This window comes from Enterobacter cancerogenus (genome assembly GCF_019047785.1).
In the GTDB taxonomy this organism is placed as follows: domain Bacteria; phylum Pseudomonadota; class Gammaproteobacteria; order Enterobacterales; family Enterobacteriaceae; genus Enterobacter; species Enterobacter cancerogenus.
In genome coordinates, this window is sequence record NZ_CP077290.1 from 966,981 (window position 1) to 988,329 (window position 21,349).

General features: G+C 56.5%; 16 protein-coding genes. 2 read left to right on the forward strand and 14 right to left on the reverse strand.

The features are described 5' to 3' along the window. Positions 1-129 precede the first annotated feature (129 nt). Positions 130-1,320 (forward strand): amino acid aminotransferase, encoded by a 1,191-nt coding sequence (locus tag I6L58_RS04570; RefSeq protein WP_006174501.1) that lies wholly within the window; start codon positions 130-132, stop codon positions 1,318-1,320. Between the two features lie 47 nt (positions 1,321-1,367). Here the strand turns inward: I6L58_RS04570 and I6L58_RS04575 are convergent, their stop codons facing one another. The 7 genes from I6L58_RS04575 to cmoM all read right to left on the reverse strand — a co-directional run bounded on the left by I6L58_RS04575 (position 1,368) and on the right by cmoM (position 12,009). Continuing rightward, positions 1,368-2,015, reverse strand: coding sequence for an MBL fold metallo-hydrolase (locus I6L58_RS04575; RefSeq protein ID WP_088207559.1), 648 nt, complete (start codon positions 2,013-2,015; stop codon positions 1,368-1,370). A gap of 20 nt (positions 2,016-2,035) precedes the next feature. Continuing rightward, positions 2,036-2,587: a YcbK family protein gene (locus tag I6L58_RS04580; protein WP_006174497.1), complete on the reverse strand. Its 552-nt coding sequence runs from the start codon at positions 2,585-2,587 to the stop codon at positions 2,036-2,038. Positions 2,588-2,762: 175 nt separating this feature from the next. Then, entirely contained in the window at positions 2,763-4,586 is a 1,824-nt protein-coding gene (ldtD, locus tag I6L58_RS04585) for a L,D-transpeptidase (RefSeq protein WP_088207560.1), read from the reverse strand. Positions 4,587-4,770: 184 nt separating this feature from the next. Next, complete coding sequence (mukB, locus tag I6L58_RS04590) at positions 4,771-9,219, reverse strand: chromosome partition protein MukB (protein WP_088207561.1); 4,449 nt, start codon at positions 9,217-9,219, stop codon at positions 4,771-4,773. After that, positions 9,219-9,923 carry a chromosome partition protein MukE gene (gene mukE / locus I6L58_RS04595; protein ID WP_042319452.1) on the reverse strand — a complete coding sequence of 235 codons (705 nt, stop codon included), beginning with the start codon at positions 9,921-9,923 and terminating at the stop codon, positions 9,219-9,221. Before mukE ends, mukB begins: the two co-directional genes overlap by 1 nt. After that, a complete protein-coding gene (gene mukF / locus I6L58_RS04600) occupies positions 9,904-11,226 on the reverse strand; it encodes a chromosome partition protein MukF (protein WP_088207562.1) in 1,323 nt (440 codons plus the stop codon). Before mukF ends, mukE begins: the two co-directional genes overlap by 20 nt. Before the next feature lie 3 nt (positions 11,227-11,229). Then, on the reverse strand, positions 11,230-12,009 hold the full coding sequence (cmoM, locus tag I6L58_RS04605) for a tRNA uridine 5-oxyacetic acid(34) methyltransferase CmoM (protein WP_006174481.1): 780 nt from the start codon (positions 12,007-12,009) through the stop codon (positions 11,230-11,232). 124 nt (positions 12,010-12,133) lie between these two features. Between cmoM and elyC the strand changes: the two genes are divergently transcribed. Beyond that, on the forward strand, positions 12,134-12,913 hold the full coding sequence (elyC, locus tag I6L58_RS04610) for an envelope biogenesis factor ElyC (RefSeq protein ID WP_088207564.1): 780 nt from the start codon (positions 12,134-12,136) through the stop codon (positions 12,911-12,913). Here the strand turns inward: elyC and I6L58_RS04615 are convergent. The 7 genes from I6L58_RS04615 to I6L58_RS04645 form a co-directional block, all read right to left on the reverse strand. Next, positions 12,890-13,783, reverse strand: coding sequence for a YcbJ family phosphotransferase (locus I6L58_RS04615; RefSeq protein ID WP_058609227.1), 894 nt, complete (start codon positions 13,781-13,783; stop codon positions 12,890-12,892). The genes elyC and I6L58_RS04615 overlap by 24 nt on opposite strands. Positions 13,784-13,926: 143 nt before the next feature. Beyond that, positions 13,927-14,673, reverse strand: a complete 747-nt coding sequence (gene kdsB / locus I6L58_RS04620) for a 3-deoxy-manno-octulosonate cytidylyltransferase (protein WP_088207565.1) — start codon at positions 14,671-14,673, stop codon at positions 13,927-13,929. Beyond that, entirely contained in the window at positions 14,670-14,852 is a 183-nt protein-coding gene (gene ycaR, locus I6L58_RS04625) for a protein YcaR (RefSeq protein ID WP_006174474.1), read from the reverse strand. Before ycaR ends, kdsB begins: the two co-directional genes overlap by 4 nt. Positions 14,853-14,897: 45 nt before the next feature. After that, positions 14,898-16,127: a winged helix-turn-helix domain-containing protein gene (locus tag I6L58_RS04630; RefSeq protein ID WP_088207566.1), complete on the reverse strand. Its 1,230-nt coding sequence runs from the start codon at positions 16,125-16,127 to the stop codon at positions 14,898-14,900. A 44-nt stretch (positions 16,128-16,171) separates the two neighbouring features. Next, positions 16,172-17,149 carry a tetraacyldisaccharide 4'-kinase gene (lpxK, locus tag I6L58_RS04635; protein ID WP_088207567.1) on the reverse strand — a complete coding sequence of 326 codons (978 nt, stop codon included), beginning with the start codon at positions 17,147-17,149 and terminating at the stop codon, positions 16,172-16,174. Next, entirely contained in the window at positions 17,146-18,894 is a 1,749-nt protein-coding gene (gene msbA, locus I6L58_RS04640; RefSeq protein ID WP_088207568.1) for a lipid A ABC transporter ATP-binding protein/permease MsbA, read from the reverse strand. Before msbA ends, lpxK begins: the two co-directional genes overlap by 4 nt. A 36-nt stretch (positions 18,895-18,930) precedes the next feature. Continuing rightward, positions 18,931-21,195: a ComEC family protein gene (locus tag I6L58_RS04645; protein ID WP_088207569.1), complete on the reverse strand. Its 2,265-nt coding sequence runs from the start codon at positions 21,193-21,195 to the stop codon at positions 18,931-18,933. Positions 21,196-21,349: the final 154 nt, after the last annotated feature.

Here is a 21,349-nt window from a genome sequence, read left to right on the forward strand (position 1 = left end):
TTGCCTGAAAGCAAAAAATGGCGACTTTTGAGAAGCTGCACGCTTTTCGTCGCAAACGGTTGGCATTTTGTAAATCTACCGTTAACCTGATAGCGGATTTCACTTCTGTAATCACAATGGAACTTCGTCATGTTTGAGAACATTACCGCCGCTCCTGCCGACCCAATTCTGGGCCTGGCCGATCTGTTTCGTGCCGATGACCGCCCTGGCAAAATCAACCTGGGTATTGGTGTATATAAAGATGAAACCGGCAAAACACCGGTACTGACCAGCGTTAAAAAAGCGGAACAGTACCTGCTGGAAAACGAAACCACCAAGAACTACCTCGGTATTGATGGTATCCCTGAATTTGGTCGCTGCACGCAGGAACTGCTGTTCGGTAAAGGCAGTGAGATTGTGAGCAGCAAACGCGCTCGTACAGCGCAAACGCCAGGCGGCACCGGTGCCCTGCGCGTTGCGGCGGATTTCCTGGCGAAAAACACCTCCGTTAAGCGCGTCTGGGTCAGCAACCCAAGCTGGCCAAACCATAAAAGCGTCTTTAACTCTGCGGGTCTGGAAGTGCGTGAATACGCCTACTACGATGCAGCAAACCACGCGCTGGACTTTGACGGTCTGCTGACCAGCCTGAACGACGCGCAGGCGGGTGACGTTGTTCTGTTCCATGGCTGCTGCCATAACCCAACCGGTATCGATCCGACGCTGGAACAGTGGGAACAGCTGGCAAAACTGTCCGTTGAAAAAGGCTGGCTGCCGCTGTTCGACTTCGCCTACCAGGGCTTTGCTCGCGGGCTGGAAGAAGATGCCGAAGGCCTGCGCGCGTTCGCGGCTGTTCATCAGGAGTTGATTGTCGCAAGCTCATACTCCAAGAACTTCGGTCTGTACAATGAGCGCGTGGGTGCCTGTACGCTGGTCGCCGCCGACGACCAGACCGTCGACCGCGCGTTCAGCCAGATGAAATCCGTGATCCGTGCAAACTACTCTAACCCACCGGCACACGGTGCCTCTGTGGTCGCGACCATCCTGAGCAACGACGCGCTGCGCGCGATCTGGGAGCAGGAGCTGAACGATATGCGCCAGCGTATCCAGCGCATGCGTCTGCTGTTTGTGAGCACGCTGGCGGAGAAAGGGGCTGACCGTGATTTCAGCTTCATCATCAAGCAAAACGGCATGTTCTCGTTCAGCGGCCTGACTAAAGAACAGGTTCTGCGTCTGCGTGAAGAGTTCGGCGTCTACGCCGTTGCCTCTGGCCGCGTAAACGTGGCGGGCATGACGCCAGATAATATGGCACCGCTGTGCGAGGCGATTGTCGCCGTTCTGTAACTCGCGCCCACAAAAAAGCCTGCATATGCAGGCTTTTTTCATTCTGGTTACCAGACAGGCATTTCATCCTGAAGGAACGGATTGTGTACCCGTTCATAGCCCAGCGTCGACATCGGGCCGTGTCCGGGGATAAACGTCACGTCATCGCCTAACGGCAATAACTTCTGCTTAATCGACTGGATCAGCTGTCCGTGATCGCCGCGCGGAAAATCACTGCGTCCTACCCCACCTTTGAAAATCACATCGCCGGAAATCAGCAGACGCGAATGGTCATCAAAAAAGACGATATGGCCCGGCGTGTGCCCGGGACAATGCAACACCTGTAACGTCACATTCCCTACGCTTACACGATCTCCTTCGTTCAGCCAGCGATCGGGCGTCAACGGCTGACACTCATCAAGGCCAAACATGCGACTTTGGGCAGGTAACCCCTCAAGCCAGAACTCATCTTCTTTTTCCGGACCGATAACCGGCACACCGTAGTGCTGCGCCAGTTCAGCTGCTGCCCCCACGTGGTCAAGGTGACCGTGAGTGAGCAGGATCTGCATCAGCGTGACGCCGCTTGCAGCGACTTCCTGCTTGATTTTCTCAGCGTCGCCGCCGGGATCAACAAGCGCGGCCAGTTTGGTTTGCTCACACCAGATTAATGAACAGTTCTGGGAGAACGCGGTAACCGGAATAATACGATAGTTCATACTGCTCCTGTGTTTCGTTATTACCAGTGCCTGACCGGCCCGGTATCAATATGCACAAAGTTGCTACGTGGGTAATATCCTACACCACCTGCGCGCATAGATAACGCAGCTTTGCGAATATTGGCTAACGAAACGCCTTCAATGTGGAAATCCATTGCCTGCCCTTTGGTGTGGTAGCTTTTTTTCGCTACCCCACGGCTGTGGGCACGCAGTTCGTTATTGGTATCGAGCGAGCGATAGCCAGAAATGAGCTGCACAGGTCTGCTGGTCCCCAACAGGCCCTGAAGGCGAAACAACTGATCAAACAGTCCTGGATCGATGGCTTTTATTTTATTCGCGCGGAAATCACGGAAAAAATGGTTTAGTTTTGCTAATTCATCCTGAATATAGCCTCTGCCATCGAAAAACTCCGCTTTAAGCGACTCACCGGTGTGAAGATTGTTGAGCGTTAAAATACGCGGACGTGGGGTCGAGAGGGTGGCAAATGCTGGCGTCGGCAAGATGGCCGCTGCGCCCAGCGCAACACCACCTAACGCCAGCAGTTTGCGGCGATTAGCGTCAAATTTGTCCATGATAATCAGGTCTACAGGTCAATGAAATCGTCAATATGCTTAGCGCACGAAGGGCACCTTAACTGGCAAAGCCGACAACGTCAAGGCGCCCAACCCCAGTAAATACGCGGCCTACAGCCATATTGCCCCGTATTCACCATAACTTACGACAATCATTTTTCCCGAACTACTTCATTTACCTGATTAATTGTTCCGCTTTTGGCAAAATTTGTGCGCCGGATCGCGCGGGGAGATCATAATTGTAAATATCTGTACGATACTGGGTACGCCCGTCGGCCCCGACAAACGCCGTGAGGTAGTAAAGATTGACGGGAATATTGTGGCGGATATTCACATACCGGGTATCACCTTGTTTCAGCGCATCAGAGATCCGCGTATCGTTCCAGCCGGCATCCTGCAACAGCATGTTCGCCAGTTCAGACGCTTTGTTTACACGAACGCAGCCGGAGCTGAGTGCGCGGGTGTCTTTCTGGAACAGGGTGTGGTTTGGCGTATCGTGCAAATAGATAGCGTCGGAACTCGGCATATTGAACTTGTAACGTCCCAGCGAGTTATGCGCGCCCGGTGCCTGCTGGAAACGGAACGGCAGGTTCGAGGCCGTAATCGTAGACCAGTCGACCATATACGGGTCAATCGCTTCTTTACTGTTCCAGCCGCGCATCACCGTATAACCGTGGCGTTCCAGATAGCCCGGATCGTTCCACACCTTAGGCAGGATGTCTTTGCGCGCAAGCGTCGGCGGAACGTTCCACGGCGGGTTCACCACGACATTGTTCAGCGCGCTGCTCATCATCGGCGTTTTACGATCTGGCCGCCCGACAATGACGCGGGACGCCAGCACTTCGTTTCCGTCCTGATAATAAACCAGAGAGTAAGCAGGAATATTCACCATGATGCCGGTCGAAAGCGTACCCGGCAGCAAACGCAAACGCTGGATATTCAGCGCCAACACCCCTGCCCGCTGCGCAGGAGAGACGTTCAGCCAGTCACGCGTGGACTGACCAATGACGCCATCAGCCCCCAGCCCTTGCGCGGCCTGAAATTGCTTCACGGCTGCCACCAGTTCACGATCGTACGCCGCGGGCTTGTTGTTTAGCCCTACGGCTTTTTTCTCTTTGACCGGGGCAGACGGGCTGACCACCACGTTTTGCGAATCGTCGCCAGGAAGAGCAATGTTAGGCCCGCCGTCGAGGATGCCGGAACGGCTGAGGATTTCACGCAGGGCGGGAACATCGCTGCTCCACTGGCCAGGGCGAAGCGTCGCGGTGGCGCGCAGTTGCGGCCACGGCCGCGAGTCCGCCACCAGCGCCAGTAAGGATTGATGCATCGTGGCGTATTGCGGATGCGCAGGCGCAAGGCTTGCGATAAAGCGCGGCAGTTCACCATTATCCAGCGACAGCTGCCACTGGTTAATCACTGACAGCGCCGGGGTCGCCAGCTTGTACGGCTTTTGACTATACAGCCAGCGGTTGCCATTAACCGGAATGCCCGCCACAAACTGCAGGTAGCCCATCATCGCATCAGACAACACCACATCCCGCGCCTGGCCGGTAACGGAAGGGTCAGTCAGCAGCTCTACCCAGGTGGTGAACTGCGGCTGGAAACCTGCAATCGCGACTTCCGCAAGCTGTTGCTGAAACGCACGCACCGCGTCGCGGTTTTCCCACATAGGTTTCATATCACGCGCGGCATACAGCAGCGTGAGCTGGTTGATATAGGCTGGCGTGTAGCCTGACGGCAAGCCCGTCATCAGCTGCTGGCGAAGTGAACCGGTGTCGATCCCTTCGGGTAGCGGCCGGATTCCCGCCATGATCGCCGTCGCCGGAGATTGATCCAGCGGCAGAGACAGCGACATCGGTTGTGTACCCGTCGTTGCAGAGCTGTCCGAAGGTACAACTTCAGGCTCATCCGCCTGTGCGGTAAACAGTGGAGCAAACATCACTGTCAGGCACAAACCCAGCGCTGACAGCTGACGACCACGATTTTTCTTTAGCAACATCCCTTGCCCCCTGTTTTTCACGACATGCCCATCATTCTGGGGCTTATGTTTAGTTAGTATAGGAAGGCATAACCGCAGTTGCCTTGCCTTATGTAAAGAAGTTTAAAGATAACCCCGCTATCAGCACAAGTTAAGTGAATAAAAGAAAGCGGCGCTACTGCGCCGCTCTTTGTAACAAAACGCCTCAGGAAGCGTCAGCCGTGCCGGGTAACGACTCCGGTGGCTGCGGTGCAAAGCCGCGCAGACCCACGACGTGTACGTGCTCGCTGTTCTGGAAGACTTTACGCACCAGCTTATAGGTAGTGCCTTTTTCCGGGCTGATGTTCTCTGGTGCCGCGATGATAAGCTGCATATCAAGACGGTCGCACAGCTCAAACAGCGTGGCGATAGAGCGGGCATCAAGACGCGCCGCTTCATCAAGGAACAGCAGGCGGCATGGGGAGATATCTTTGCCGCGCAGACGACGCGCCTCATCTTCCCAGCTCTGCACCACCATCACCAGAATAGACATCCCGGTACCGATAGCCTCACCTGTTGAGAGCGCACCGGACTCGGCGCGCAGCCAGCCGTCTGAACCACGGTTGACCTCCACTTCCATCTCAAGATAGTTACGGTAATCCAGCAGTTCTTCGCCGATGGTTTGCGGCGTGCGCTGCCCCATATCAATCTGCGGGTTCAGGCGCTGGTACAGCTTCGCCAGTGCTTCCGAGAAGGTCAGGCGGTTGCTGTTAAACAGATCCTGATGCTGTTCGTGCTGCTCGGACAACACATCAAGCAGCGTCGAGTGGGCTTCACGCACGTTCACGTTCAGACGCACGCTGTTAACCTGACCAAACGACACGCTCTGCAGTCCCTGGTTCAGCTGACGAATACGGTTCTGCTCGCGCTGAATGGTTTTGCGGATGATATTTGCCACGCTGCGGGAGCTGATTGCCAGCTTCTGCTCGCGGGAGGTTAACTCTTCCGTCAGGCGACCCAGCTCGATTTCCATCTGCTCGATGGCTTCGACCGGATCGTCGGTGCGGATGATATCCTGGCGAATACGCTCGCGCAGGTGCTGGTAAACCGCCACGAAGAACTGGATTTTACGCTCTGGACGTTTTGGATCTTCGGACATGCGCAGCACGTCGCGCAGATGTTCGTTATCCGCCACCGCCAGACGCAGCGCACCCAATGCCTTATCCGACATGGAGCGCAGTTCATCCCCGGAAAGGTACGCCAGCTCGCGACGGTGCAGACGACGCTCAACGTTATTGTCTTTCACCATGCGCATCACCGCGCACCAGCCCGCCTTGGCGGTCACAACCTGCTCGCGCATTTCGTGATAGTCGCGTTCCAGCTTGCGCAGGCGACGCGTCAGGTTGTCCATCTCCGCTTCACAGAAGGTCAGTGCTTTTTCCAGCTGATTACGGCGCGCGCGGTTGTTGCTTAACTGGGCATGCAATTCGTCGCGGCGAATACGCGCCCGCTCTTCCGAGCCGCTGTCGGCGCGAACCCCGATATCCTGCAGCTCTTTGTGTAAATCGTTAAGCAGCTCTTTCTTGGTGTCATAGGAGCTTTTCAGCGAGGCCATGACCTGGCTGTACTGACTCAGCTGCGCGGCGTGCGTACGCATAGCTTCACGGGCGCGAGTACGTTCCGCTTCCGCCTGCTCAAGACGCTGGCGAAGTTTCTCGTTAAGATCGCTGTTACCGCTGAGCATTTCAGCGGAATCAGAGTAGCCAAAGTGGGCGCGACGCTGCACCACTTCCGTCAGGGCAAATGCCTGCTGGCGGGCTTCGCGTTGTACCTGCTGAGACCAGGCGTAATCTTCTTTCAGCTGCTCATACTGTTCCGGATCGCTCTGGAGCACCGAGAGCACCGGTTCCAGTTTCGCCAGCTGATTGCCATGCTGCTGAATGAAACGTGCCGCTTCCTGCGCTTCATCCAGACGTTCCTGAATTTCATCGACGCGATCGGCCAGCGTCTCGTCCGCCAGCAGGTTAAGACGCGGCAGAATGCGGTTGAGCGCGGCTACGCCCTCTTTCGCCTGTTCGAACTGTACGCGGCTCTGCTGATTATCATTTTCATGATTCGCCAGCGCGCGTTCCAGTTCACCCCGGCGGGTGTTGAGCTTGCGAATTTCGGCTTCCGGGTCGGCGTCAAACGCCACCGCCAGATGGCTACCGATAAAGCGGCTAAAGGCCTGATGCAGGCGCTGGGTTTTCTGAACGTCGAACGACAGGGTGGCAAAACGCTCTGACAGCGTTTCACGCTCGGCATGCAGACTTTCGATACGGTTTTCACGCGCGGCACGGCCAAACAGCGGCAGTTCCGGGAAGCGAGAATAGCGCCACTGGCGGTCGGCAATTTTCACCACCACCGCTTTTTCAAGCTCGTCCACGCTGAACACGCTGTCATCGAATGACTGCGGATCCCCTTCGATTAAATAGAGATCTTCCGGGCAATCTTCCAGACCGGCCAGCTGCTCAGAAATCTGCGACAGATCGGGCACGACGATCGCATTACGCGACGGGCCGTACAGCGCCGAGAAGTACGGCGCGTCATCCAGACCCACGTCGTCATAAATTTCCGACAGCAGTACGCCGCCAAAACGTTCCGCCAGCGCATTCAGGCGCGCATCTTCTGCACCGCCCGGCTGGCTTAAGCGTTCAATCTCTTCGTCAACTTCACGTTTACGGTTACCGACTTCATCACGCTCAACGATCGCTTCACGCTCACGCTCCAGCAGTTGTTGCAGGTATTCCGTAACGTCCTGGCCGGATTCAAACGTTTCCCCGCACTGCTCGCTGAGCTGGCTCAGGCTGCTTTGCGCGGCAAGCCAGATCGGCGCGCGTTGCAGGAGCTTTTGCGAACGAGACTGGAGCTGATCCATTTCCTGACGCAGGTTCATGCGCTGTTCGCTGGCGCTGGAAACGCTGTCAGAAAGTGAAGCAATTCGCGCTTCCAGCTCCTGATGCAGGGCTTCAAGATCGTCGAAATCGTAATTTTTGCCCTGACGTTTGCAGAAATCGGCCAGCAGACGCTCGGCTTCCTGCTGCTCGCGCAGACGCTGTTCCAGTTCGTTCAGACGCATACGCAGCGGCTGAACCTGTTCGGCCAGATGGCGCTGGTTCATACCGTCACGCAGCAGTTCGCGGGCAACGCTCCAGGCGTCACTACGCGCAACCGGGCCATTGATCGCCACGACCAGCTGGTATGCCTGCTCAAACTGGCTGTGCGCCGTTTGCGCCACGCTCATTTTCTGATCGAGCGACAGCAGCTTTTCGGTGGCTTCCTGCTCTTTCGCCTGGAAGGTGTCCAGCCAGTCTTCCGCGCTCTCTGGCGTTAAGTCCGGCAGGTGACACAGCTCTTTCGCACGCTGCAGGGCCTGCAGCGCCTGGGTGTACTGAATCGCACGGGTCTGCTGCACGTCCAGCGCCTGCTGGTAATCGGCGAGCTGGCTTTTCAGCTCATCCACTTCCAGTTCGGCCGCTTCGGCGCGCGCTTCGTTCTCTTCCTGCAGATCGGCGGCTTCGGCCACCACTTCGTTTTGCTCTTCAAGACGAATTTGCAGCTCATCGAGATCCGCTTCGTAGCGCTCGATTTTTTCCTGCTGACGCAGCGCGGTCTGCACCAGGTTCAGGTGATCGCTGGCGGCCTGGTAATCGGCTTCCAGATCCCCTTCCGCACCGTTGTGCTCACCCAGTTCGCGCGCCATTTCGACGTGCTTATACTGCTCAGCCACCAGCTGCTTACGGGATGTGAACAGCTCGCGGCGGTACTCCAGGGCCTGATCGAGGTGTATGCGGCGTTCGTTGGCGTGACGCATATAGTCTGCCGCCACGTAGTTAGTGGCTTCGCTGATCAGATGTTTAAACAGATCGCGGTCAGACTGGGTCACGCGGATCGCTTCCAGCGTCATGCGGTTTTCACGCAGTGCGGCTTCCATGTCCTGGAAGGCTTTACGCACGCCGCTGTTTTCTGGCAACAGGTAGTCGCGCAACGAGCGGGTAATGGCGCTGGAGATACCGCCGTACAGGGACGCTTCGATCAGACGGTAATATTTGCTACGGTCGGATGCAGTCCGCAGACGTCGGGCAACCACGCCCAGATCGAACATCAGGGAGTGGTATTCGGTAATGGAGTTGAACTGCTTAAACTGCACGCCTTCGATAGCTTCAAGCTTGTCTTTCAGTTCCTGAAGCGTCAGCACGCGCGCCTGACGTTCGTTTAAGGTCTCCGTCAGCAGCGCGGTCGGCTGCACGGAAGTCGGCAGGCCCTGAATGGCGAAAGGTTTGATATCAACCTTACGGTCACGGCCCGCCACCTGCTGCAGACGCACGCCAACCACCACGCGCTGGTGACGGGAGTTGATCACGTCCAGCACCGAATAACAGACGCCCGCTTTCAGCTTACCGTGCAGGCCTTTGTCACGGGAGCCGCTTGTCGCGCCCGCTTCGGTGGTGTTTCTGAAGTGCAGCAGGGTCAAATCGGGGATCAGCGCCGTGACGAACGCCGCCATGGTGGTAGATTTACCCGCCCCGTTACCGCCGGAGAGCGTGGTGACCAGCTCATCCAGATCGAAGGTTCGGGCAAAGAAGCCGTTCCAGTTAATCAGCGTCAGTGAGCGAAATTTACCGCGTTCAATCATTACTCTTCCTCCCCGCTTTCCGGCTGATTCTCTTCATGCTCATCATTGAGCTGCAAATGGTTTTCCACCGGCATCGCTTCACCGTCACGGATCATGCGTAGCTGCGCCTCACGCGCATCGTCGCCCGCGCGCACGTCGGCACCAAAGCGGAAGACCGATTCCGTAATGCGGAACTTGCTGCTGTCATGGCCCATAAACCAGACCATACCCAGTCGGCGCAGACGGTTCAGAGAAGAGCGAACTTTTTCCTGCAATTTCTGACGATCAAGGTCGGACCCCGTCGAACGGTTGTTCACCAGCTTGAGCAGCTTGCTTTCATCCGCCAGCGCCAGCAGCTCATCGTAAAGCTCCTGTTGCGTGAAGATACCTTCGTTCGCCAGACGTTCCGGGCTGAGATAGAGATAGCAGAGAATTTTCCCGACCATCATGTCTAACTCGGAAAGCACGGAGCGCGGAATGAGCGTCGTGGAGCGCGGGCGCAGATAGAAAAAACCTTCCGGCGCACGAATAAGCTCAACGTTGTAACGCGCGTAAAACTCTTCCAGATACTCCTGGAAGTCCATCAAAAAGGCGTGATTATCCAGCTCGTCAAGGCCAATGTGACGACCGGCACGTAGCTGGCTGTCCAGCGCCGGAAACAACGGATTCGCCAGCGCCTGTGCCAGCTTAACTGGCATCACGTTTTCAATATTTGTCAATGACATGCGCCTGTACCTTGGCTCCGTAATCGTTAATCGGCTGCCACTTCGGCGGCAGCCCGGTGAAATCTGCTTGCGCGACGCCCAGGCGTACGGCCTGGTCGACGACAATGCGGGCGATATCGAAATGGCGCGCCCGAGGATATTGCGCCAGATAGTCGCGCACCACGAGACCAAGATCCAGCGGCACTTGTCTGGTTTTGTAGACCGCGAGCTGTTCTTCGATCATCGCCGCAAGCTGCTCGCGAATTTCGTTGAATTCTTCGAATTCCAGATCCGGTGGCAGTTCACCGGTCACTTCTTCATCACGCAACGCCATCTCTTCATCGCGCATATCCAGCAGGCGATCGGCACTTGCGTAGGTCAGCGCCCAGGGCGCATCGAAATAGGTCTGTACCGACTGGCGCAAACGCTGAGCAAAGACGCGGTTTTTATCCATATCAATCGCGGTACGGATAAATTTATGCACGTGGCGGTCGTAGCCAATCCACAGGTCAATCGACTGCTGGCCCCAGCTAATAATGCGGTCAAGCTTGCTTTGTAAATCAAATACCAGACGGTCGACAAAGTGCAGATCGTCATGGGCAAGCGTGGCATCCTGAATACGCAGCAGGTTAGCCTGCAGCTTATCCCCTGCCGCCTCGAGGGTGTCCTGCAGTTCGCGCAGCGTACCAGAGGTTTCTGACAGCAGGAGTTCGCAGCTGGAGATGGCCGCCCGCCAGTCTTTATTCAGCAGTTGTGCGATATCGTCTTTCACCTGCTGCTGCTGTTCGTCCATGAGACGCTGGGTCAGATCGATACTGTCAAAGATCTCGGCTACCGAATATTTCAGCGGCGCGTAGACGTTGCGGTGCCAGTGGAATTCATCGCCATTCTCATCTGCCGCATCGGCGGCACGCTTCAGCTCGCCCGCGACAATCGAGAGCTGCATAGAGAGGCGCAGCGTCGAAAACTCACGCTGGCGGATGTAATAGTCGGTAATGCCGATACCCAGTGGCGTCAGACGATAAATGGCGTTTCCTTCCGCCTGCTCGCTGGTAAAGCGGTTCAGCAGACGTTGACGCACCATGTCGTTGATCGCGTTGTTGGCACGCACGCTAATGGTTTCGCTGGTTTGCTCAAACGCATCACTGACATGGCGGAAGGCATCCACCAGTTCACCCTCGCTCATTTCACCATCAAGCCGCTCGCCGTTCAGCGTAGCCACCGCCAGCAGGAAAGAGAGTCTGTCTACCGGCAGCGAGATGGAGAAATCATTTTTTCTGGCCCAGGCAACCAGTTCGGGGACTGTCTGGGAAAATTCACTCATAGATTATCCTTGCATCTGCGGCTTGCGCGCGGTGACGTGGATATAGCGGCCAAGGCTTAAATAAGGCTCCTGGCGGCAGTACCGCGTTTCAATTTCTGTTAAGGCGTCTAAGCAGTCATGCTGTTTTTGTTTATCACGCAGATAGTCATGAAACACCCTCACGCCCGTTTTACCGGTGATCTCCCAGCCGATCTCCTCCAGCCAGCCATAGACCTGCTGCGGTTCACGCGGGAAATCCGGCGACAGCGTGCGCCGTTTCTTTTTATACATGCCCTGCTGAACGTAGCCGAAATTGCCCACCAGCACGTTTCGCATTAACAAGCCGTTTGCGTTGTAGAACATCAGCGATAACGCCCCGCCCGGGCGCAACATCGACCACAGCGTTTTTAGCACCGCCTGCGGATCGGCCACCCATTCCAGCACAGCATGAAACAATATCAGATCAACCTGCGTTTCCAAATGCTGCGCAATGTCCTGAGCGGCGCAATGTATAAAATGCATGTTGTCGCTCACACCTTTCTCGTCTGCCGCCTGCCGGGCACGCGCCACCATTTCAGCAGAGAGATCGCACAAGGTGACGTGATGACCCCGCTGTGCCATCAGGATGGCAGTCTGGCCTTCGCCACCGCCCGCATCAAGCACACGCAATCTCTGGCCCGGATAGTCGGCAAGAAGCTTGTCGAGATCCTGCCAGAGGATCGTCTGACGCAGCTGGCCTTTAGTCGTGCCATAAATGTTGCGCGAAAACTTTTCCGCGATGTCATCAAAATTGCGATCCCGCATTGGGAGAGTTCCACTCGCTAACTGCAAAACCGCTATTTTGTCACACCCGAGCGGAGAATGAACCTCTCTGGTGTAATATCACTGGCATTCATCTGCTATATGGTTAAAAAAGGAACCAAAAAGGATGCTTTTTACCCTAAAAAAATACATCGGCGGCATGATGCTTCCCCTTCCCCTGCTGCTGCTCGTCATCGCGCTTGGTCTGGCGCTGGTGTGGTTTAGCCGTTTCCAGAAAAGTGGAAAATCGCTTATTACCCTGGGCTGGCTGGCGCTGCTGCTGTTAAGCCTGCAGCCGGTGGCGGATGGGCTGTTGCGCCCCATTGAGAATAAATATCCAACCTGGCAGGGCAATCAGAAAGTGGGGTATATCGTCGTGCTCGGCGGAGGGTATACCTGGGACCCGGACTGGGCGCCCAGTTCAAATCTGATCAACAACAGCCTGCCGCGGCTTAATGAAGGCATTCGCCTGTGGCTGGCTAATCCGGGTGCCAAACTGATTTTCACCGGTGCCACCGCGAAAACGAACCCGGTCAGCACGGCGGAAGCCGGGGCGAGAGTGGCGGAATCACTGGGTGTACCGCGCTCGTCAATCATCACGCTGGACAGCCCCAAAGACACTGAAGAAGAGGCCGCCGCGGTGAAAAAAGCCATCGGCGACGTTCCGTTCCTGCTGGTAACCTCTGCTTCCCATCTGCCGAGAGCGATGATTTTCTTTGAGAGCCAGGGGCTACACCCGCTGCCGGCACCGGCTAACCAACTGGCCATCACCGCACCGCTGAATCCGTGGGAGCGGGCGATCCCGTCCCCGGTGTGGTTAATGCACAGCGATCGCGTGGGCTATGAGACGCTTGGGCGGATCTGGCAGTGGCTCAAAGGTGTGTCAGGCGAGCCACGGCAGGAGTGATTTCGCCGCAAGATCGAAGTTGGCGCGACTGAAACGCCCGGTATTGACCAGTTGCGCGACTTCATCCCAGAGCAAGTAGAGCCAGCGCCGCCACAGGAAGGCCTCTGCCACCGGCGCGCGCTGCAAGTAGTGCCAGAGTAAACCTTCTGCCGCGCCGCTGTCGCTTAGCCTGAACAACTCGTACTCACGCGGTGCCCAAAGCATGATGCCCGGCCCGACCATTGCCAGCAGTTGGTCGCTGCGCGGATCTTTAAGCATGCTGCGCAGGGTAAAATTACCGTGTACCAGCACACAGTTGTCGTTAAAACCTTCGAACAGGGCCGGCAGGCATTCCCGGGTGCGGAACAGAATGCGTTTGTCCTGCATGGTTAAACCGGTGTTGTTGAACTGGTTTAAGGTTCCCCACAGCACCTCAATGCGCTGGCGATACCAGAGCGGCCACAGGTTCTCCTGCGTGCTGTCGACCGGGCCAACGAGACCACGGCTGTCCTGCCGGTGCCAGGCGAGCAGCGCTTCCACAATCTGGTCTTTTAACTGCTCCCAGCGCTCTGGCGTGCGCGCCGGGGCTTCCACCGGGACACCGCGTAACCGCTCAATCAACAACACGTCCGGGCCGGGATGTTCTTCATGGGTCATCACACCGTAGACTGTCGGCATACGGACCGTCCCTTCGCGCGCCAGCATCGACATTTTCCAGGCCAGCTGTCGGGCAACGCCCGGCGAGGAAAAACTCCTCGCCATTAGCGGCATCGGGTTTCCCTGACTGTCATACAACGCCCAAAGCGCGGTATCGGCCTTTTCATTCACGCACTCCACCCGGCTTAATGTCTCCCCGAGCAGATGGCTGAGTTCGGCACGCAGTTGTTCCATATGAGATTACCCCCATTAAGACTACTGCTTTTATAATGAGCGCGTCAGGGAAAGATGTCACCCGATAGAGATCAATTAAGGCACTGAAAAGGGAAATAACCTGGCGGGAAACTGTCCCCCCAGGCGGGGGGACGACGGAAAAATTAACGCATTTCGGCGCGAACGCGCTCAAGATCGTCAGGGGTATCTACGCCAGTACCCGGCACTTCCTGGGCAACCGCAACGTGGATCTTCTCCCCGTACCACAGGACGCGAAGCTGCTCCAGCATCTCGATATGTTCCAGCGGGCTTGGTGCCCAGGTGACATAACGGCGAATGAAACCGGCGCGATAGCCGTAGATGCCCAGATGGCGCAGGAAGGTGTCGCCAATCGCCTCTTTTGAGACGGCAAAACGATCGCGATCCCAGGGAATGGTGGCGCGTGAAAAATAGAGGGCATACCCTTCGGCATCCATCACCACTTTCACCGCATTCGGATTGAAGGCTTCTTCTACGTGGTGAATCGGCACGGCGAGCGTCGCCATCCCCACATCACGCTGCGCCAGGTTTTCCGCCACCTGACGAATGATAACCGCCGGGATCATCGGCTCGTCGCCCTGGACATTCACGATAACCGTGTCGTCACTGAAGCCGCATTTTTCAACCACTTCCGCCAGACGTTCGGTACCGGACTGATGATCGGCACGGGTCATGCAAACTTCTCCGCCTGCCGCTTCCACCGCACGCGCTACGTCCGGGTGATCGGTGGCAACAATCACGCGCTCGGCCCCCGATTCACGGGCACGCTCAAGAACGTGCACAATCATCGGCTTGCCGTTGATGTCCACCAGCGGTTTACCCGGCAGGCGCGTTGAGGCGTAGCGGGCAGGAATGATGACAACAAAACTCATGGTTTGCTCTCTTCCGCGACCAGGGAACGGGCTTCGTTTTCCAGCAGGACCGGAATACCGTCACGCAGCGGGAACGCCAGGCTATCCAGTTTGCAAATCAGCTCTTGTTTGTCCTGGCTGTAGTACAGCTTGCCGTTGCATACCGGGCAGGCAATGATTTCAAGTAAACGGTGATCCATAGTTCCTCCGTAGGGGTAATCGCTAAATCTTAACACATTCCTTTTTCAGGGAGTGCCTGTTTCCCAGCCATGTCGACAGGCGTTAAACAGCCCGTCGGGCAGACGCTCCAGCGTCACGCGGTGGGCGTCCTGCCAGCGCGCAAACTCGCTAATCGCGGACGTTAATCCTTTTTCTAAGGTCGCGGTGACTTTCACGCCGTCCTCAAGGTAAAGCGCAATGATTTCAAGCGTGCCGGTTTTACGGTGCATTTTGGCATCCATCCGCCCGACAAGCTGCCCTTTGTGCAGTAACGGTAACACGAAGTAACCGAACTGGCGTTTCGGTGCCGGGGTATAGCACTCCAGCCGGTAGCTGAAATTAAAGAGCTGCTCAGCCCGTTTTCTGTCCCAGACTACCGGGTCGAATGGCGAGAGTACCGCGCTGTGGGTTGCCTGCAGTTTGCCATCAAGCGCCTGTGGCAGCAGCGGGAGGAGATCCGCATGCAGCCACATTTCGCCCAGCGTGTCCACCGAAACGGGGACGACGCGCTGCTCCTGCTGCCACCTCTCCAGCAGCGGTTTCAGCGCTGGCTGGCGAAGACGATAGTAATCCGCCAGCCATTGCGGGCGGAAAATCCCCAGGCTGCGGGCGCTGTTCTCAAGCATGACGGCCTCAGCCGCCTCCTGAGTGAGGAGATCGCGCAGGTCGTCCCAGTGCGGCATCACGCGGTGCGTCAGGTCATATACACGCTGAAAGTTACGCCGCTCAATCACCATGACTTTGCCGGAAGTAAATAACCCTTCCAGATGACGTTTGTGCGGCTTCCATTCCCACCAGCCGCTGGCCCCTTTACGGGGATGTTCAAAATCAGCGGACCGTACCGGCCCCTTCTCCTGAATATGCGCGATCAGTTGCTCAATTTCAGCGGCGTGCTCCAGCATCCACTCCTGGCGGTATTTCCAGCCCATCTTATCCGGGGAGAGCATCCGATGGCGGACCAGCGCGAAGTCGCTGCGCGGAAGGAAACAGGCCTCGTGCGCCCAATATTCCATCAGCTCGCCCTGCCTGAGGGCGTTGTCGAGCCACTGAGGCTGATAGTTCCCCAGACGGCTAAACAGCACCAGATAAGGGCTGCGCGCCACGATATTGATGGTTTCGATTTGCAGTAGCGACATGCGCTGCACGGTAGAGAGAATATCAGTGGGCTGAGCGCGACGACGCGGCTTTTTCAAAAGCCCCTGCGCGGCAAGGTGAAGATGACGTGCGGCTGAAAGCGAGAGTTGCGGTAAAGACATGCGTTTTCCTGTCCGTAAAAGCGCCACCAGAACCGCAGTTGCTGTTAATGCACTAACGCAATCAGTTCTTTAAGCAGTTGCTCCGGTTGCTCGCCGCTAAGCTCAGCGTCAACCGGCAGATACCACCAGTTTTCTTTCGCGAAGGCACGGCATTTCACCGCGTCTTTTTCGGTCATGATCAGCGTCTGCTCAGGCGACGCCAGGGCGTTAACCTGCTCCGATATCAGCGCCTGATGGTCGGCTAGCGGAACACGCTTTTCAAGTTTTGCGCCGCACTGTTCCAGCGTCGCGAAGAAACGCGGAGGATGGCCGATGCCCGCCATCGCCACCAGTGACGTCAGTTGGGCGACCGCTTTCCTTTCACCGGTAAGCAGATTTACCGCCAGCCCCGGATGAAGGTGCATCGGGATCTCCCCCGCTCTGGCTTCACCGCCGTTGACAATAACCGCATCAACGCTTTTCAGGCGAGAGGCTCGCTCACGCATTGGCCCGGCCGGTAACCACCAGCCGTTCCCGAAACGGCGAACACCGTCAATCACAACAATCTCTTTGTCACGCGCAAGGGCATAATGCTGCAGGCCATCGTCAGTGATGACAATCTGAACCGGATGTTCTGCCAACAGGGCCTGCACGGCCTCGCTGCGCACCGGCGAGACTGCTACCGGCGCGTGGGTACGCTGAAAAATCAGCACCGGCTCATCACCCGCTTCGGCGGTAGTGGTGTCAGGGGTCAGCAGCAACGGATACTGCACCGCATTTCCGCCATACCCCCGCGACACAACCCCGGCGCGGATACCGCGTTTTTGCAATTGCTCTACCAGCCAGATCACCACCGGCGTTTTACCGTTTCCGCCTGCGGTTAAATTCCCCACCACAACAACCGGCACCGGCGCTCGCCATGCACGTTTCAGCCCAAGCCGGTACAGCAAGCGAATAGCACCGCTCACCAGGCCATACAGCCAGGAGAGCGGCAGCAGCAGTCGCCAGAGAGGAGATTCACCTGACCAGATGCGTGCAATCATTGACCAAACTGCATCTTATGAAGCTGGGCATACACGCCGCGGTGAGCCAGCAGATCCGCATGGCTGCCGCGTTCAACGAGAACGCCATCTTCAACGACAACAATTTCGTCAGCCTTTTCAATGGTCGACAGACGGTGCGCAATGACCAGCGACGTACGGTTCTTTTGCAGCTCATCCAGCGCGGACTGGATGGCACGCTCAGACTCGGTATCCAGCGCAGAGGTGGCTTCATCAAGGATCAGGATTGGGCTGTCGCGCAGCAGGGCACGCGCAATGGCAATACGCTGGCGCTGACCACCAGAGAGCAGAACGCCGTTCTCGCCGATGATCGTATCCAGGCCGTTATCCATCTTGTTGATAAAGTCCATGGCATAGGCCATGCGAGCGGCGTTTTCGATCTGCTCGCGGCTGTACTCTTCCGTACGCGCATACGCAATGTTGTTGGCAACCGTGTCGTTAAACAGATGTACGTTCTGGGAAACCAGCGCAACCTGGTTACGCAGCGACTGCAGGGTATATTCCCGCAGATCGTGACCGTCCAGCAGAATCTCGCCCTGGTCGATGTCGTAGAAGCGGGTGATCAGGCTGGCAATCGTTGATTTACCGGAGCCAGAACGCCCAACCAGCGCAACGGTTTTACCCGCCGGGAGGTTAAGGCTGATATCACGCAGCGCAGGCGTTTCGCGGCCAGGATAGGTGAAAGTGACGTTGCGGAACTCAAGGTCTCCTTTGGCGCGGACAATTTCGCGCGTACCTTCGTCTTTTTCCTGCTCGGAATCGAGGATGCTGAACAAGGTCTGGCACGCCGCCATCCCGCGCTGGAACTGCGCGTTGACGTTAGTCAGCGATTTCAGCGGACGCATCAGCGCAATCATAGACGAGAAGACAACGGTAATTGTACCTGCCGTCAGGGTATCCATCACGCTCGGGAAGCTCGCCGCATACAGAACAAAGGCCAGCGCCAGAGAAGCAATCAGCTGAATAATCGGATCGGAAATGGAAGAGGCCGACACCATCTTCATCCCCTGCAGACGCATTTTATTGCTGACCTTATCAAAACGTTTGGTTTCGACTTCCTGGCCACCAAATATCAACACTTCTTTATGACCTTTGAGCATCTGCTCTGCGCTGGTAGTCACCTGCCCCATCGTATTCTGCATGTTTTTACTGATATTGCGGAAACGCTTAGAAACAAGGCGGATAGCGAACGAAACAATCGGCGCTAAGACGATAAGAATGATCGACAGCTGCCAGCTGTAGTAGAACATCATGATAAACAGGCCGATGATCGAAGCACCTTCACGCACCACGGTGATCAACGCGCTGGACGAGGAAGAGGCAACCTGTTCTGAATCATAGGTAATACGCGACAGCAATGTGCCGGTAGACTGCTTGTCAAAGAATGCGACCGGCATGCCCATCATGTGGCTGAACAGTCGACGACGCATGGTCATTACCACTTTTCCCGATACCCAGGAGATGCAGTAGCTGGAGACGTAGCTGGTGATACCGCGCAGGATCATCAGGCCAATAACCACCAGCGGCATCCATAGCAGCACCGATCGATCTGTTTTACCAAAACCGTCATCCAGTAACGGTTTAAGAAGCGATAGCATAAAGGTATCGCTGGCTGCGTTGAGGATTAACGCTACGCCCGCCACGATCAAGCCTGATTTAAAAGGTGCAATCATCGGCCAGAGTCGGCGGAACGTTTGCCACGTGGAGAGATCTTTGTCGTTATGCATTCAAAAAACCAGCATTTGTTGAAATAGCCGCATATTCTACCCGTTATCTACGCGCACGCCAAACCACTGATGATACCAACGAGTTAAACAGCCATCCCGTAACCGTCGGATTTGCGTGCCGTGTAGCGAAAATGTTACCGAAATTTGCCCGGAATGCGGCGTGTCAAACCAGGCATATCCCTCTTTCCTGTAGCGCCTGACCACTTTCGCTGAAGGAAAATGCCAGGCGTTATAACGCGCCGCGGAAGCTAACGCTATTTTGCCTTCAACACGCTGCACCATGGGGGCAAATGACGATGTATTACTGCCATGGTGAGGTACCTGAATCAGTGTAGACGTAAGATCGCGCCAGCGATGGCTCAGCATCGCCTGTTCAGACGCTGCCTCAATATCCCCTGTCAGAAGCACGCTTTGCTCACCATCATCAATTTTAACAACGCAGGAGCGATTATTGCCCTTCCCCACAAAGCCCGCCGGAGGCCAGTGCACGGTAAAGATTAAGCCCTGCCACTGCCACCGCTGCCCACGAAAGCATGGAAGATGTCCGGCCCACCCCAACGGGCTTCTGACCCACAGCTGTGGCCACGTTTTCTGCAAAGATGCTAACCCTCCAGCGTGATCGAGGTGCTCGTGGCTGAGGACAATCCCTTCTGGTTTCAGGTTATGCCAGCGTAGCCAGGGAATGATGAGCTGCTGGCCGCTGTCTCCCCCGGGCCAGGCGAGACCTGTATCGTACAGGATCGCTTTGCCGTGGCGTTCCACCACCATCGCCAGCCCCTGTCCGACATCCAGCATATGCAGGGTCCAGCCCGCGTTTTTATCCATGCGCCAGAGTGGAAATGCCAGCATCACGCTTGTGGCCAGACACACCGCAGGAACAACACGCCATGCACGGAAACGCCACCCAATCAGGGCAAACCAGGGGAATAAGGTGAGATATTGCCAGCGCTGATCGACCCCCTGCCAGCCATCCGGCAAGCGCATTAACAGCCAGAAGAGCACACCGAGGGATTTATCCGCGGCAAACCAGATTATGGTTTCCAGCGAGGTCAGCGGAAGTAAATGCAGTGCCATGCCGAGCAGAATCAACGGGACCGAAACAAACGTCACCAGCGGCACGGCAAAAAGGTTTGCCACCAGCGAGGAGAGACTCACGCCGTGAAATATCAATACCTGCAGCGGCAGAAGCAGCACCAGCATTCCCGCCTGCAGGTGAACCAGATTCACGATTGGGCGTAACCGACGGCTCCAGCGCCAGTCTGGCAACGGCAGCCACTGGAACCAGAAAATTAACGCGGCTACGGCAAAAGCCGACAGCGCAAAGCTTTGTGACAGCACGGCCAGCGGGTCGAGGATCAAAAACATTGCGACACAGCTCAGCCAGACCTGCCAGGAGGACCACTGGCGGCCACTTATTCGCAGCGCGGCGAGCACGGCAAGCGAAACAGCCGTTCGCAATGCGGGCGGCTGCATGCCGGTAAGCCACGAATAAAACACAGCGAAGAGCAGCCCCGCCAGCACCGGTACCTGCCAGCAGATCAAGTGCACCGGTAATAAAAACTGAAGCCCCCGGGCGAGCAACCAGGCGAGGGATGCCGCCAGCGCAATGTGCAATCCTGATATCGCCATCAGATGCAGCGTCCCTGTCTCACGCATCAGGTCCTTTATTTCGCGCGTGACGTTAAGCCGCTCTCCCATCCCCAACCCCAACATTACCGGCCCCCATACATAGGATGTGAGCCTGTTTTGCAGTGATGTCAGATAGGTTGCGCGTAAACTGCAATGCGCGTCGACGATGGTGGCCTGAGTAAACCGCCCGCTCAGCGTTTGATGGCGGGCAATGGCGCTTTGCTGCGTGTCATAGCCTCCATCATTGAGTTCACCATGCACCGCCCGCAGGCGAAACGTCATGGCCCAGCGCTGTCCCACGCACACGGGCTGCGGCAGATAGTTTCCATACAGCGTGATACCCGTTGAGGCCCACCAGCGTTTTCCGTTCAGGGTAACGATCTTTCCCTGATGCATCGTTGCCCCATCGGTGGCGGTGATCATCACCTCGGCCTGCTGTGGCCCCGCGGTTAAATGCGCCATAGGCCAGACGCTTTCTTGCGCGGCGAGAATGCCCCAGCAAAAAAAGAGTAATCCTGCCCCCGTTAGTTTCAGTGCATTTTTTTTCTGAACGCCAAGTGCTACCCCGGCCGCAATCAACACCCAGACGCTATGAAGCCCTGGCAGTACGGGTAACCAATACAATGGAATAATGGCCAGTATGGCGCAGACGCTGATGACGGATATTCCCACATGTCCCTCCCTGTTTTGGGAAGTATGCGGGCAGTTCAGGGCGTGGTCAGACAGAAAAAATGCACGTTACAGCCCTGGCTGTAAACTTTTTCACGCGTTTGCAGGAAGGACAGAAAGCGTTGCGAGGCGCCTTCAGGATCTAAGGCGAGAAAAA